A 12,609-nucleotide genomic window follows, 5' to 3' on the forward strand; every position below is an offset into this window, starting at 1 on the left:
CGTTGTTGATTTTCTTATCTGCAAGCCTCACTTTCACCTTCCCGTTGTAAACTAAAAAGGGCCGCTAGTAATACTAACAGCCCTTTGCATTAATGTTTTAAAGCTTAATGCTTACCATGGCCTTTGCCATGACCCTTACCTGGCCCTTTACCGTGTCCCGGGCTGTTACCTTTCCAATGACCTTTTGCTTTACCATTTCCTTTGGTTTTGTAAACCACCGTGCGTCTTCCTGGCACGTAGTGGTTCTTATATTTTACGTCTTTACTATTTCTTATAATTACCTGATCATGCCTGCCCTTGTAGCCTGCGTAGCGTGAACGATATACACCTGCACGCTCCCACGGATTTGGTTCATTAATTACAACTTTATAGCTATTGTACGGATTGAAATTGCTGTATCTTGACGGGAGGCTACGGCTGCGTGCCCACCTGTTATTTGAGTAATAGATATACTCATGCGTTGGTACCGAGTAATAAGCATCTATATCGGGCATGTAATAATAGTCAACATAGTCATAACCAACCGGCCCCCAATCAGGCTGACTGCCAATGTTTAAATTAACACTTATCTGAGCTTCGGCTTTGTTATTAATTGCAATACCACTTACTAAAATGGCCACTGCGAGTATCATCTTTTTCATAGCACTTCAAAAATTTGGTATTATGACAATTGATAACTGCTAAAAGTTTAAACAAAGTTATGTATCGGCTTGGTTACAATACATAGTTAACCAAAGGTTATAAAACACAATGGCCCGGATAATACCCGGGCCATTGTACTAAAAGATGTCATTAATTTATTTGGCGTCGCCATCTAACCTGGCTGCCGCCAAGGTGGCTTGTGGTTTACCAATTATACGGTAATTGCCTTCGCCTTTTAGTATTGATGCCAGTAAGGGGCGGTCTTGCAGTGTCTTTATTGCCTGCGCCATCTCCTTGTCGTATTTGAAATTGGCTTCGTACCTGCCTTTTTCATAATAATAACGGGCAGCTATTTCATTTTCCAATACCTGCTTTATCTCAGTTTTGTGTACTTGCAAATCATTCTTTTTAGTGCTTGATAGTTTATTGCGCAACGCTTCGAGCTCGGGCTGCAGTTCGGCGTATTGCTTGTCTTTCGCAGCTTCTGTTTTTAACGCGGTAAGAATCTTTTCGCTGGCTGTACTGTAGGTATAGTTTTTACCTGACAGGTATTTCACAAAATCACCATACTCAGCATCAGTTAAAGTAAATGCTTTTGCCGCCGGAATTTTTTGATGAGCCGCCCTGTAATCATTAGCATAATCATAAATCAACAATTTGCTTATGAGTGTTTGCGTAACATCGGCAAAGCGTTCTTGCTTTACAGGTACATCAGGGAAAACACCGCTACCATCATAAACTGATCTTCCTGAACGGGTTTTAAATTCATGTAATGATGAATCGGCCATTTTTACTACACTGCCATCATCTTTACGGTGCGCATAATCAAGAGCCTGCACACATCTGCCCGAGGGGATGAAGTATTTGGCAATAGTAATTTTAACCAGGCTGCTGTATGGCAGGCTGAAGGTTTGCTGCACCAAGCCTTTACCATAGCTGCGCTGCCCTATAACTACAGCACGGTCAAGATCCTGCAGGGCACCTGCAACAATTTCAGATGCCGATGCCGAACGTCCGTTTACCAATACTACCAGCGGCAAATTGCCTTCAACCGGCTGGGTAACGGTACGATAGGTAAAATTCTTTTCGCGTATTTTGCCCTTTTGCGAAACCACCTCAACATCTTTCTGTACAAAGAGGTTCACTATTTTAACGGCCTCCTGCAAAATACCACCGCCATTAGAGCGCAAGTCAAGCACAATGCCCGTAGGATTGCTTTTCTTTAGGTTAGTTAGTGCATTAGTAACCTCATCAGCAGAGTTTTCAAGAAATTTGTCAAGCTTTATATATCCAATATTACCATCTACAATACCGTAGTATGATACATTGGGCTGCTTTATTTCTTCGCGTACCAGGCTTTTTTCAAACGCAGGAGCATCACCACGTTTAAGCTGTATTTTTATACCGGCACCTTTACTGCCTTTAAGTAGCTGGCTTACCTGTTCATTGTTACGGCTGGTTAATTCAATATCGTTTATTTTAACAATCTGGTCGCCGGGGCGTATATCAGCCTTTTGAGCCGGAAAGCCTTCAAAAACCTCAGATATATACACCTTTCCGTTACGTGTAAAAATACTGGTGCCAATGCCGCCATACTGCGTGCTTACATAATGAAGTTTGTAATCTTCAATTTCCGATTCGGGCACAAACTCGGTGTAAGGATCTAAACCGCTAAGCATGGCATCAACACCGGTTTTAACCATTTTAGCCGAATTTATATCGTCAACGTAATTTAAATTCACCTCTTTATATACCGAAGCAAATACATCCAGATTTTTTGAAATCTGAAATAAATCATCACTAAAGCTCCACAAGCCAACAGCCAAAGCAGCTGCTCCAATCCCTATCCCTGCTTTACGGTATATATTTCTAACACTCATTTTCCTTCAAATCACTGCTTTATAAGGCGATATATCAGTAAAGGCATAAGTATGCCCTGCGGTTTTAAACGGAGAGTAAAAAATTTTGTTACAGGCGATTATTGTCAATGTTAACCAAAGCTTTCTTCAATGTAAACAATACATACTCGGTATTGCGGTTTACACGCTCTGCAAGGGTATTTATCAATTTATCTTCCTGGCCTTCGTTATACTGCAGGTCTTCATCGGTGAGATGATTATATTTGCGCTTAAGTTTAATTTTAACGCGCGGCCAGTCTTTGTTACTTATGTTTATTGATGCCATAATCACAAAAATATAAAAAAAGAGCATCCAAGACGGTTTAGTCAAAAATTCAGTTTTACTATTAAACTTTTACTGCTTAAACGCATCTTAACACATTACAAAACAAAACTAAAACTTATGAAAAAGTACATTTTGAGCTTAGCCATATTGGCTTTTACCGTTGCAGGTGCCAGGGCACAGGCAACCTTAGGTATTAAAGGGGGCATAAATTTTTCTAAAATAAATACCGATAATGTTAGCGAATCATCTGTAGCTGGTTACCAGGCAGGTTTATTTGCACGTGTAGGCAACAGCTGGTATTTACAACCCGAGCTTTATCTTGGTAGCCGTGGCGGTAAGTTTGAAGGCAGTACTGGTGGCAACAGCGCATCAGCCAGCGGAAAGGTAACTTTTACCACACTTAACGTACCTGTACTTATTGGCCGTAAACTGGTGTCAGTAGGCTCACTAAACGTACGCGCAATGGCCGGACCAATTTATTCTTATAACCTGAGCGAAAACAACAAGGTAAACTCAGTTATTGCCGATTTTGGTGAATACAAAAACAGCACCCTGGGTTTCCAGGTTGGCGGCGGTATTGACATTGGCAACATCACTGCCGATTTACGATACGAAGGCGGCTTAACTAAAATTAACGAGCGCTACGGTCAGCGTGCAAACTTATGGGCCCTAAGCATTGGCTTTAAAATTTTGTAATTAACCAATCAGTATATAAATAAGAAGGCCGCCTGCAAATGCAGGCGGCCTTCTTATTTTACAATGCCTGCATACAGCCTTTTATGCTGTAAGCGGCTTTTGATATTGCTCATTATAATTTTATATTTATCTTACCATAATTTATCTGCTACGAAAACACGGGCCCTATGCCGCACTATAAGCATTACTCGTTTGACCTTTGGTTAACGCTCATCAAATCAAATCCGTTGTTTAAACAACGCCGGAGCCTGTATTTTTACGAGAACTATAATTCGTTACAAAAAACGCTGCCAGAGGTTGAAGCCATTTTCAGGCAGGTTGATGTAATGTGCAATTGCATTAATGAGCGTACCGGTAAAAATATTGATGCCGACGAGATGTACCTCATGGTAATAAGCCACCTGCATAACAATCAGGTAAACCTGCATAGCATCAACACCGATGAACTTTACCAAAGAATGGAGGCGCTATTGTTTGAAAATTTGCCGCAAGTATATTGCGATGATACGTTAGCAATATTGGCGACTATAAAAGATAGCGGAGCATCTATTAATATTTTAAGTAACACAGGCTTTATTAAAGGCAGTACGCTGCGCCAGGTATTGCAACAGCTGGGTATTAGCCGGTATATTGATTTTCATTTATACTCTGATGAGTTGGGCATTTCCAAACCTAACCCAAAGTTTTTTCAATTGATGATCGATCAGGCTGCTATTTTAAATAAATCTATAACCTTAAAAGATATAGTACACATAGGCGACAACCCGATTGCCGACGTTGCCGGTGCCGAGGCAATGGGCCTAAACGCCATACTTATTAATTCCAACCAAAAATCTATCACATCTTTATCCAACCATGAATCATCGCATTTATTCCCTTCATAAAATACACAGCAGTACGAATTTTGGCTTCGATGCTGCTGATTACAGCCGTTTTAAATATGGCGATGATGCCGTTGCCGCACGCTACGGTACCGCCCTGGCCGATGGTTTTATACAAGAAGTATTGAGCAAAAACCCACCTACGCAACAATTGGTTGTTATATCAAGCCCTTACTCTTTCATCCCTACTGCAACGTTTGCCCTGAAGAATCATTTTGTGTTCAGGCTTAACCGCTGGCTGGCTCAAAACGGCATACCAGTGGTGCAGGAAGCGAAAGTGCATCGTACTATAACTTACAAAGAAGATTATGGCGCTTTAGATGCCGAGCAGCGCATGAGCCTCATTAGTAATGATTCATTTCATATAGATGCCGGTTTTTTAACCGGTAAGGCGCTCATATTTTTAGATGATATAAAAATAACCGGCAGTCACGAGCGTATGATTTCAAAGATGATCAGGGAGTACGACCTGCGTAATGAAACCTACATGCTTTATTTTGCCGAGTTGGTTAACATGGATATTCCGCCAACCATTGAAAACTACCTCAACTACCATGAGGTTAAAACCATTTTTGATTTAGACCGCGTTATTAACGGCGGCCACTTTATTGTTAACACCCGTATTGTAAAGTACATACTTAATTACGAACATAAAGATTTTTGCATTTTTATAGAATATCAAAGCAAAGGCTTCATAAATCAGTTATATGACATGGCTTTAGGAAATGGTTATCACACTATGGATAATTATTCTATAAATTTGAATTACTTAAGAAACCTTTTATTAGATCACGAAACAAAATTAGTACACCATGGCAATTAACTTGCAAAAAGGACAGCGCGAAACCATCAACGCACCAAAATTTGTTGTTGGCTTAGGCTGGGATACCAACAGTTCTTCCACAGGATCGGCATTTGATTTGGATGCCTCTGTTTTTATCATGGGCGATAACAAAAAAATATTAGCCGATGAGTTTTTTGTGTTTTACAACAATACCACTTCACCGGATGGGGCTGTTGAGCATACCGGCGACAACCTAACCGGCGCTGGCGATGGCGACGACGAACAAATTAAAATCGACCTTTCAAAAATTGATTCGCGCGTTACCGAGATATGCATTGTGATTACCATACATGAGGCCGAAAGCCGCCGCCAGAATTTTGGCCAGGTGCGTAACTCGTTCATCCGCATTTTTGATGCAGCTACCAATACCGATCTGTTAAAATACGAACTGGAAGAAGACTTTTCAATAGAAACAGCCGTTGAATTTGGCCGTATTTACAAACGTAACAACGAGTGGAAATTTGAAGCAGTTGGTGCAGGCATGAAAGGCGGATTACAGGATTACTTAAATAAATACAACTAAACCTAATTATGGCAATTAATCTGGAAAAAGGGCAGCGCATTAGTCTTGAAAAAAGCAATGGCAGCAAGCTGCAAAATATATGTGTAGGCATTAACTGGGGTGCTATTGAAAAAAAAGGTCTGTTTGGCATTGGCGGCAGCAAAGAAGCTGTTGACCTTGATGGCAGCTGCGCCCTGTTTAACGCCAACAAGCAACTGGAAGAAGTAGTATACTTTGGCAACCTGAAATCAAAAAATGGCTCGGTTAAACATAGCGGCGACGACTTAACCGGAGATATGGGCGGCGATGATGGTATTGACAACGAGGTAATAACGCTCGATTTGTCGAAACTGAACGAAAGCACCACATATGTAGCTTTTGTACTCAACAGTTTCCGCGGACATGATTTTGGTAAAATTCCGTTTGCCTCTATACGTATCTACGAAGGTACACCTACACGTGTTAACGAGGTGTTTGCCAAATATGATATTGCCAACGGACCAGGCTTTGCCGGCCACGTAAGTATGGTTATGGGCGTATTTTACAAACGTAACGGCGAGTGGAAGTTTAATGCCATTGGCGAGCCTACTAAAGACAAGAAGCTGCAGGAAACCGTAAACACGGTAATGCAGCAGTATTTGTAATAGCTTGGCTTTAAACCTACATTGTCATTTCGAATGCTAATGAGAAATCCTGTTCCTCGCGACTTTGCATAATTAACAATATTTCTCATTATCGTTCAAGATGGTAACTGATATGGCTTTAAACTTTGAACGATAATCGAGATAATGGATTGCTTGCTGTCCGACTATACTGTAACCATTGTAACACCTATTCTAAACTTCATCCAATAAATAAACATCAACCATGGAAATGGAAAACAACCTGCCACCCGTTCCTGAAACGAGCCTGGTTAGTAATAAAATAGACAAAGAGGGTAACGTAAACCTTGACCAAATCACTACCGACGACGTTAAAAAATATGAGAGCGTTAACAAAGACCTTAACCCGGCCGATGTAAACTCCATACTAAACTACGGTGCCGATGTGCAAGGCTCAATGGAAAAGTACAGTAACCAGTTTTTGTCGTCGGTACGTACGTACAACTCAGGCGAGGTTGGTTTACTGGTAAATGAACTGCTTACCGAGCTTAATTATATTGATGTTGATGAGCTGAACCAAAACGCGTTCAGTCGTTTTATAGCCGGTATACCGTTTCTTAAAAAAATGGTATTTGATGCTAAGAAGCTTTTTCAGAAATACGACACCGTTGTTAATAATATTGACAAAATTACCAACAAGATTAAAGCCGGTCGTGTAAACTCCATTAAAGATAATGCCTCGCTGCAAACCATGTTTGATAGCAATGTAGGCTACATTAAACAAATGGAGGAACTGATTATAGCCGGACAGATCAAATATCAGGAGCTAAGCGAAAAGCTGGCAGTAATGGATGGCAACCCGGCGGCGTATCAGGATTATGAAATTGCCGACATGCGCGATTTTGTGAACCGCCTTGATAAACGCCTGGCCGATATGAAAGTGGTGCGCTTTATTATGCTGCAATCATTAGCGCAAATACGCGTTGTGCAAAGCAACAATACATCAATTGCCGAAAAGGCACAGTCAATAGTTACTACTACCATACCGGTATGGAAAAACCAGCTGACTATTGCCGTGGCCCTGCATCGCCAAAAGCAAAACGTGGAGATGCAGAAAAAGATTTCAGACACTACCAATACCATTTTGCAAAAGAATGCTGAGTTGTTAAAACAAAACAGTATTGACGTTGCCCGCGAAAACGAGAAAACAGTAGTATCAATTGATACATTGAAACGCACAACCCAATCATTAATTGAAACCCTTAACGAGGTTAAGCAAATACATGAGCAAGGCGCTCAAAACCGCAAGGTACTAAATACCGAGCTTGCCACGCTTGAAACAGAACTGAAGAAGGGCGTAACCAACGCCAGCTAACAAACGCTGATGGATGAGAACAGGCGAAATATATTAATTGAATCTACCCGGGCACTAAGCAAGCTGCACCTGCTTGCTGCATTTTTTGCCGATGAGATTGTGATGAAAGTATATGTAAGGAGCCAGGTTATCCATCAGCTATTTGAAAACAATACAGAGCTCGATATTAATAAACTCGAGCTTTTTCATTTACAATTTACGGCTACTGTAACTGAGCTGCTTCGCAAAATCAAAAAAAGCAATGAGCGCAATGTGATGCTCCTGTTTGACGAGATACAGGTTAACGCCGATATGATTAATCGGCTGGAAGCGTCCAGTTATTCAGAAAACGATTACCGTTTAGAAAAACAGCGGCAGGCTCTCAAAATTAATAACTCGTTACGCAAGCTATACGAGGTTTTGAGTCACGATAGCAGCGAATACCCGTTTGCTAAAAACATCAACTCGTTCAGCGCGCGTTTTGCCTCGGGCTTTTACCCAACCGTTGAAGCCGATGTACTGGCTAAACTCACTCAATACGAGCCTAATGAGGTTTACACTAATGCCCACGCTATAATTCAGCGCAAATTAATGGGCTTGTTGTGCAAATATGATTTTAAAAGCGAGTTTTACAGCGGGCTTAAAAGCGGAAGCTTAATTATAGAGGTATTCCGGATTCTGGAAACGGATATTTATTACGTTTTTTACCCGTCACGCAACCTTTTTTTATTGTGCGATGCTGCCGAAATACAGGCTATCAACAGCACCATTGCGCTCGATAAACCCGACACCATGGTACAGGAACTTAAAAACCGTAACGATCAGTTAGAAAGCAGCGTAGCCATTACAAAAACCTTTTTACCCAACGAGGTACGCAGCTTGCTGGCCGATCATTACAAAAAAATTTCCGACATCAACTTCCTGCAAAACATGGCCAACTTTGATACGCAGGCGAACGTGCTAAAGGCTATGTTGAATACAGATATGATGTGATGGTTCCGCACCAGTGTCATCTCGAACGATAGTGAGAGATATCATTCAAAGCAATTGGCTCGTCCGTATTTTTGCAAGTAACAAGATTTCTCCCGATGATTGAAACTATATAAAACGTTAGAATGGTGTTCACAGCCTTCTATCATGAGAGGCCTTCACCATCTCGCAAAGCTTCACTGCTTCCACCGCCTCTTTTACATCATGCACCCTTAAAATATTAGCGCCCTTACTTAAAGCAATCGTATTCAAAACCGTAGTACCATTCAGCGCATCTGCAGCAGTGCCACCTAGCAAACCATAAATCATACGCTTGCGCGAAATGCCTGCCAATATTGGTAGCTCAAGCATATCAAAATTTTGTAAATGGCTCATCAACTCATAGCTGTGCTCAGCTGTTTTGGCAAAGCCAAAACCCGGATCAAGTATTACATCATGCACACCCAGCGCGCGTAATTTTTCATAACGTGAAACCAAATGGTCAAACACTTCGCTAAATACATTTTTATACTGCGCGTGCTGTACCATGGTTTGCGGCGTGCCTTTCATGTGCATTAAAATATAAGGCACTTGCAGGCGGGCCACTGTGTCAAACATATCAGCATCCAAATCGCCGCCACCAATATCATTAATAATGTGTGCCCCTGCATTGATGGCCGCTTCGGCAACCTCGGCACGAAAGGTATCGATGGATAGTACAGCCTCGGGGTGTTGCTTAACAATTGCAGTAACAGCAGGCAGTAGGCGGTCAAGCTCTTCCTGAACGGAAATATCTGTAGCGCCCGGACGAGATGAATAGCCCCCCAAATCCAGCATCGATGCACCATCAGCAAGCATTTTACCAGCTTGCTGCACGGCCAATTCAACATCAGGCTTTCTGCTGCCTTCAAAAAAAGAATCGGGCGTAAGGTTAATAATGCCCATAACCCGCTGTGTGCTTAAATCAATAAGCCTGCCGCCTGCGTTAATGGTTGCCTTTTTATTAAAAACTGTATCTTTAGCCATTTACTAAGGGTTTAACTGCCCGGGTGTAAATATCGTTACAAAAATTAATTTCTACCGTTTTGAGCAATACCGCATCCGAATACGAAGCTGTTATAAATAACTGCCGGTCGCTTTTTATTAAAAAAACAAGCGATTACGGCACTGCATGGCGCATTCTTCGTCCTTCATCTATAACTGATCAAATATTTATAAAAGCGCAGCGCATCCGTACCCTCGAGGAGAAAAAGGTATCTAAAGTAGGTGATGATGTTACCGGCGAATACATTGGCATAATTAACTATTGTATTATTGCCATGATGCAACTGGAACTGGATGCAGATGCACCCTATGAGCTTCCGGTTGAGCAAGTAAGCCAATTATTTGACAGATACGTGAACGAAACGCGCGACCTCATGTTTGCTAAAAATCATGATTACGGCGAGGCATGGCGCGATATGCGCATAAGTTCCCTTACTGATTTGATACTCATGAAAATACTACGCGTAAAACAAATAGAAGATAACCAGGGCCAAACGGTAGCATCAGAAGGCGTAAAAGCTAACTACCAGGATATGCTGAATTATTCTGTTTTCGCATTAATCAAACTCAGCCCCCCAACCCCCTGAAGGGGGAGTTTTTGACACGCTTAAATATATTCCCTTTTATAATGACCTCCGCATCTAAACAATATACATCAACTTCTACTACCCCTTCGGGGGGCTGGGGGGTATGGCTTTGCCGCCTCTTGGTTGGTCTCCTCTTCATTTTTTCGGGCTTAATAAAGGCTAATGACCCTTTGGGTTTTTCTTATAAGCTGGAGGAGTATTTTGAAGTATTTCATGTAACTTTTTTAAATGACCTGGCGCTGAGCCTGTCAATAATTTTGTGTGCGCTGGAAATGATACTTGGGTTTGCGCTGCTTATAGGCATACGTGTTAATGCAATTGTTTGGGGCTTGCTGCTGTTAATTATCTTTTTTGGCTTTCTTACATTTTACTCTGCATTTTTTAAGGTTGTACAAACTTGTGGCTGTTTTGGGGATGCTATTCCGCTTACGCCCTGGGAGTCGTTTGGTAAGGATATGGCATTGCTCGTCCTCGTGCTGGTATTGTTCTTTAACCGCCATCGCATACGTCCGCTGGTAAGCCATAAGGCCGAAGTGCGCTGGTTAGTTGCGGCCGTGATCATTTCACTAGGGGTTGGTTTTTACACTTACAATTTTTTACCCGTTATAGATTTTTTGCCCTATAAAATTGGCAACAACATACCTGATGAAATGAAAACGCCGCCGGGAGCTGTGCCTGATGAATTTGAGTTGACCTACCTGCTTAAAAACAAAAAATCGGGTGCTACGAAAACGGTCAGCGACAAGGAATATCTTAAAAGCGGCATTTGGAAGGATGCCAGCTGGGAAGTACAAGGCGACCCTGAACGCCGCTTGGTGAAAAAAGGTTTCGAACCTAAAATACGCGACCTGGGCATACAAGACGGACAAGGCAACGACTATACGCAGGAACTGCTGAGTAATCCGTTTTATAACCTCATGGTTGTAGCGTATGATTTAAGGCATACTAACGTTGAAGAATTGGGAAGGCTGAATGCTTTGGCTATTAACCTTACCCAAAACTACAATATTCGCACGGTGCTGCTAACAGCAGCGTCACCTGCTGATGCGCAGGCTTTCAGCAAAAAGCACCGTTTGGCATTTGAAATATTTCATGCCGACGGCGTGCCTTTAAAAACCATGGTGAGGGCCAACCCTGGAATTATACTGCTAAAAAACGGCACTGTAATTAACAAATGGCACCACCATACGATGCCCGATTACGATGCACTGGTAAAAAAGTATCTACAAAAACAGTAAAATAATGCTACGCTACCTCATCCGCAAAATTGGTTATAGTGCGGCAGTAATGCTGGGCATTGTGGTAGTGGTATTTTTCCTGTTCAACATTTTACCGGTTGACCCGGCCCGTATGACCCAGGGACAGCGCGCCGATGTACAATCGCTTGAAGCGGTACGTAAAGAGTTTGGCCTGGATAAGCCTTTGCAGGTTCAATTTGCCTATTATTTGAATGATTTATTACCTGTTGGCTTACACGCCAGCACGCTTGAAGAGCGGGAACGTTATGGCTATGTGCAGTTGTTTCCGGTATCAAATACGCATGTAATTGCCCTAAAATGGCCATACCTGCGCCGGTCATACCAAACCCATAAAGATGTTGGTGAGCTATTGCTCGATGTTATACCAAACACGTTGATACTGGCCGTTTTGGCTATGACTATGGCAGTTATACTTGGGGTTTTACTTGGCGTTCTGAGTGCCGTACATCAAAACTCATGGATAGACCGGCTTGCCGTAGGCTTTTCGGTATTGGGTATTTCGGCACCATCATTTTTTGCGGGTATTATAATAGCCTGGTTATTTGGCTTTGTGTTGAGCCACTATACCGGCCTCAACATGACCGGTAGTTTGTACAGCTACGATCCGTTTAAAGGCGAAGTACTGACCTGGAGCAATGTAATTTTACCAGCAGTGACGCTGGGCCTGCGTCCGCTTGCCATTATTGTACAGCTTACACGCAGTTCAATGCTCGAAGTTCTGGCTCAGGATTACATTCGCACCGCAAAAGCAAAAGGCTTGAGCCGGAATGCCATTGTTTATCGCCACGCGTTACCCAATGCTTTAAACCCGGTTATTACTGCTATTGCAACCTGGTTTGCTTCGCTGCTGGCAGGTTCGTTTTTTGTAGAATATGTGTTTGGTTATAACGGCTTGGGCAAGGTAACGGTTGATGCGCTCGAAATGTCAGATTTTCCTGTTATCATCGGTTCTATCCTATTTATTGCTTTTATATTTGTGGTTATAAATATTTTGGTTGATTTACTTTATGTGTGGATTGACCCACGTGTAAAGTTCAACTCGTAA

Annotated in this window: 14 protein-coding genes; 10 read left to right on the forward strand and 4 right to left on the reverse strand. The window is 42.1% G+C overall.

Going from position 1 to position 12,609, the window contains the following annotated elements; all coding sequences use genetic code 11:
• Positions 1–104: 104 nt before the first annotated feature.
• The 3 genes from QZ407_RS13635 to QZ407_RS13645 form a co-directional block, all read right to left on the reverse strand.
• Positions 105–641, reverse strand: coding sequence for a hypothetical protein (locus QZ407_RS13635; RefSeq protein ID WP_295772014.1), 537 nt, complete (start codon positions 639–641; stop codon positions 105–107).
• A 156-nt stretch (positions 642–797) separates the two neighbouring features.
• Complete coding sequence (locus QZ407_RS13640; protein ID WP_295772016.1) at positions 798–2,522, reverse strand: S41 family peptidase; 1,725 nt, start codon at positions 2,520–2,522, stop codon at positions 798–800.
• A gap of 88 nt (positions 2,523–2,610) precedes the next feature.
• Entirely contained in the window at positions 2,611–2,826 is a 216-nt protein-coding gene (locus tag QZ407_RS13645) for a hypothetical protein (protein ID WP_157540213.1), read from the reverse strand.
• A 117-nt stretch (positions 2,827–2,943) separates the two neighbouring features.
• Here QZ407_RS13645 and QZ407_RS13650 point away from each other — a divergent pair, with 117 nt between their 5' ends.
• The 7 genes from QZ407_RS13650 (at position 2,944) to QZ407_RS13680 (ending at position 8,698) form a co-directional block, all read left to right on the forward strand.
• Positions 2,944–3,522, forward strand: coding sequence for a porin family protein (locus tag QZ407_RS13650; RefSeq protein WP_295772018.1), 579 nt, complete (start codon positions 2,944–2,946; stop codon positions 3,520–3,522).
• A gap of 167 nt (positions 3,523–3,689) precedes the next feature.
• Complete coding sequence (locus QZ407_RS13655; RefSeq protein ID WP_295772020.1) at positions 3,690–4,406, forward strand: HAD family hydrolase; 717 nt, start codon at positions 3,690–3,692, stop codon at positions 4,404–4,406.
• Positions 4,378–5,226 carry a phosphoribosyltransferase family protein gene (locus QZ407_RS13660; RefSeq protein WP_295772022.1) on the forward strand — a complete coding sequence of 283 codons (849 nt, stop codon included), beginning with the start codon at positions 4,378–4,380 and terminating at the stop codon, positions 5,224–5,226. The genes QZ407_RS13655 and QZ407_RS13660 overlap by 29 nt, the downstream gene beginning before the upstream one ends.
• Positions 5,216–5,770, forward strand: a complete 555-nt coding sequence (locus QZ407_RS13665) for a TerD family protein (RefSeq protein WP_295772038.1) — start codon at positions 5,216–5,218, stop codon at positions 5,768–5,770. The genes QZ407_RS13660 and QZ407_RS13665 overlap by 11 nt, the downstream gene beginning before the upstream one ends.
• A gap of 8 nt (positions 5,771–5,778) precedes the next feature.
• The gene (locus QZ407_RS13670) at positions 5,779–6,393 is read left to right on the forward strand and encodes a TerD family protein (protein WP_157540218.1); all 615 of its coding nucleotides are present in this window, start codon (positions 5,779–5,781) and stop codon (positions 6,391–6,393) included.
• Positions 6,394–6,616: 223 nt separating this feature from the next.
• Positions 6,617–7,726, forward strand: coding sequence for a toxic anion resistance protein (locus QZ407_RS13675; protein ID WP_295772041.1), 1,110 nt, complete (start codon positions 6,617–6,619; stop codon positions 7,724–7,726).
• A gap of 9 nt (positions 7,727–7,735) precedes the next feature.
• Entirely contained in the window at positions 7,736–8,698 is a 963-nt protein-coding gene (locus QZ407_RS13680; RefSeq protein ID WP_295772043.1) for a hypothetical protein, read from the forward strand.
• A gap of 129 nt (positions 8,699–8,827) precedes the next feature.
• On the opposite strand, the gene folP is transcribed toward QZ407_RS13680, so the two are convergent.
• Positions 8,828–9,700, reverse strand: a complete 873-nt coding sequence (gene folP, locus QZ407_RS13685; RefSeq protein WP_295772046.1) for a dihydropteroate synthase — start codon at positions 9,698–9,700, stop codon at positions 8,828–8,830.
• A gap of 59 nt (positions 9,701–9,759) precedes the next feature.
• On the opposite strand from folP, the gene QZ407_RS13690 reads away from it, so the two are divergent.
• Genes QZ407_RS13690 through QZ407_RS13700 form a run of 3 tightly spaced genes read left to right on the forward strand, consistent with a single transcriptional unit; the run spans position 9,760 to position 12,609 of the window.
• Positions 9,760–10,305 carry a DUF1599 domain-containing protein gene (locus tag QZ407_RS13690; protein WP_295772047.1) on the forward strand — a complete coding sequence of 182 codons (546 nt, stop codon included), beginning with the start codon at positions 9,760–9,762 and terminating at the stop codon, positions 10,303–10,305.
• Positions 10,306–10,346: 41 nt separating this feature from the next.
• On the forward strand, positions 10,347–11,543 hold the full coding sequence (locus QZ407_RS13695) for a BT_3928 family protein (protein ID WP_295772049.1): 1,197 nt from the start codon (positions 10,347–10,349) through the stop codon (positions 11,541–11,543).
• A 4-nt stretch (positions 11,544–11,547) separates the two neighbouring features.
• On the forward strand, positions 11,548–12,609 hold the full coding sequence (locus tag QZ407_RS13700) for an ABC transporter permease (RefSeq protein WP_295772051.1): 1,062 nt from the start codon (positions 11,548–11,550) through the stop codon (positions 12,607–12,609).

The organism is uncultured Mucilaginibacter sp. (assembly GCF_913773635.1).
Lineage (GTDB): Bacteria > Bacteroidota > Bacteroidia > Sphingobacteriales > Sphingobacteriaceae > Mucilaginibacter.